General features: G+C 62.3%; 1 protein-coding gene. It reads right to left on the reverse strand.

Features of this window, described 5'->3' with window-relative positions; translation table 11 throughout:
- Position 1: 1 nt before the first annotated feature.
- Positions 2–2478 (reverse strand): DUF7507 domain-containing protein (locus AC1DNI_RS22740; RefSeq protein ID WP_477693522.1); only part of this gene is annotated, 2477 nt, incomplete at its 5' end.

A 2478-nucleotide genomic window follows, 5' to 3' on the forward strand; every position in this document is an offset into this window, starting at 1 on the left:
ATCATCGATCATCGGCAATGCTGATCGGCTTGGTGACCGTGATATTGCCGCTATTGGAAACGACATAGTCGTAGGAGATCTTGTCGCCGACGGCCTTGAAGGTGCTTCCCGCCTTGGCCGTCTTGATGAGGCTGAGCCCCGGCGCTGCCGTGATCGGCGTCGTCACCGCGCCGTCGCTGCTGATGTCGTCGCCCGACGGCAGCGTGCCGGTGACGGTGGCGGCATTGTCGACCTTGCCGGCATCGATGTCGGCCTGTTTCAGCGTATAGATCGCGGTAAAGGTCTTGTCGTCGAAGGCCCCCGGGGCGAGTTCGGCAATGGCATCGCCGCTAACCACGACATCGGCAAGCTTGTCGGTGAGCCTGATGTTCTTCAGCGTCACATTGCCGGTGTTCCTGACGGTGAACGCGTAGCCAATGGTCGAGCCGGCGGTTGTTCCGGATGGCGGTCCAGTCTTCTTTTCGAGGCTGAGCCCTGGCGCCGCCACAATCGGCGTCGTCACGTTGCCGTCGCTGCTGATATCGCCGCCCGACGGTGGCGTTGCGGTGACGGTGGCGGCATTGTCGACCTTGCCGGCGTCGATATCGGCCTGAGTAAGCGTGTAGATCGCCGTAAACGTTGTCGAATCGGTCGCTCCCGGCGCAAGCGCGGCGATGGGATTTCCGCTGACGACGGCATCCTTGAGACTATCGGCGAGCCTGATGTTCTTCAGCGTCACATTGCCGGTGTTCTTGACGGTGAAGGTGTAGGCAATGGTCGAGCCGGCGGTATTGCCCGACAGCGATGCGACCTTCTTCTCCAGCACTAATGCCGGCGCTGCCGCGATCGCCGTCGTTACGCCGCCGTCGCTGCTGATGTCGCTGCCCGACGGTGGCGTGCCGGTGACGGTGGCGGCATTGTCGACCTTGCCGGCATCGATGTCGGCCTGTTTCAGCGTATAGAGCGCGGTAAAGGTCGTGTCGTCGAAAGCGCCGGGGGCGAGTTCGGCAATGACATCGCCGCTGACCACGGCATCGGCAAGCTTGTCGGTGAGCCTGATGTTCTTCATCGTCACATTGCCGGTGTTCTTGACGGTGAAACTATAAGCAATGGAAGAGCCGGCGCTGGTGCCTGACAGCGATGCGACCTTCTTCTCCAGCACCAGCCCCGGCGCTGCCGTGATCGGCGTCGTCACGCCGCCGTCGCTGCTGATATCGCCACCCGACGGTGGCGTTCCGGTGACGCTGGCGGCATTGTCGACCTTGCCGGCATCGATGTCGGCCTGCTTCAGCGTATAGAGCGCGGTAAAGGTCTTGTCGTCGAATGCCCCGGGGGCCAGCTCGGCAATGACATCGCCGCTGACCACGGCATCGGCAAGCTTGTCGGTGAGCCTGATGTTCTTCAGCGTCACATTGCCGGTGTTCTTGACGGTGAAGCTATAAGCAATGGTGGAACCGGCGGTTGTGCCGGATGGCGGTCCGGTCTTCTTCTCCAGCACCAATGCCGGCGCTGCCGTGATCGGCGTCGTCACGCCGCCGTCGCTGCTGATATCGCTGCCCGACGGCAGCGTGCCGGTGACGGTGGCGGCATTGTCGACCTTGCCGGCATCGATGTCGGCCTGTTTCAGCGTATAGATCGCGGTGAAGGTCTTGTCGTCGAAGGCCCCGGGGGCAAGCTCGGCAATGACATCGCCGCTGACCACGGCATCGGCAAGCTTGTCGGTGAGCCTGATGTTCTTCAGCGTCACATTGCCGGTGTTCCTGACGGTGAAGCTATAGGCAATGGTCGAGCCGGCGGTTGTGCCGGATGGCGGTCCAGTCTTCTTTTCGAGAATGAGCCCCGGCGCCGCCACAATCGGCGTCGTCACGCCGCCGTCGCTGCTGATGTCGTCGCCCGACGGTGGCGTTCCGGTGACGGTAGCGGCATTGTCGACCTTGCCGGCGTCGATATCGGCCTGCTTCAGCGTATAGAGCGCGGTGAAGGTCGTGTCGTCGAAAGCCCCGGGGGCAAGCTCGGCAATGACATCGCCACTGACCACGGCATCGGCAAGCTTGTCGGTGAGCCTGATGTTCTTCAGCGTCACATTGCCGGTGTTCCTGACGGTGAAGCCATAGGCAATGGTCGAACCGGCGGTTGTTCCACTCGGAGGGCCCGCCCGCTTTTCGAGGCTGAGCCCTGGCGCTGCCGTGATCGGCGTCGTCACGCCGCCGTCGCTGCTGATATCGCTGCCCGACGGCAGCGTACCGGTGACGCTGGCGGCATTGTCGACTTTGCCGGCATCGACATCGGCCTGCTTCAGCGTATAGAGCGCGGTGAAGGTCTTGTCGTCGAACGCTCCGGGGGCAAGTTCGGCAATAACATCGCCGCTGACCACGGCATCGGCAAGCTTGTCGGTGAGCCTGATGTTCTTCAGCGTCACATTGCCGGTGTTCTTGACGGTGAAGCTATAGGCAATGGTGGAGCCGACCGTATTGCCCGACAGCGATGTGACCTTCTTTT

Source organism: Phyllobacterium sp. 01N428 (assembly GCF_056399405.1).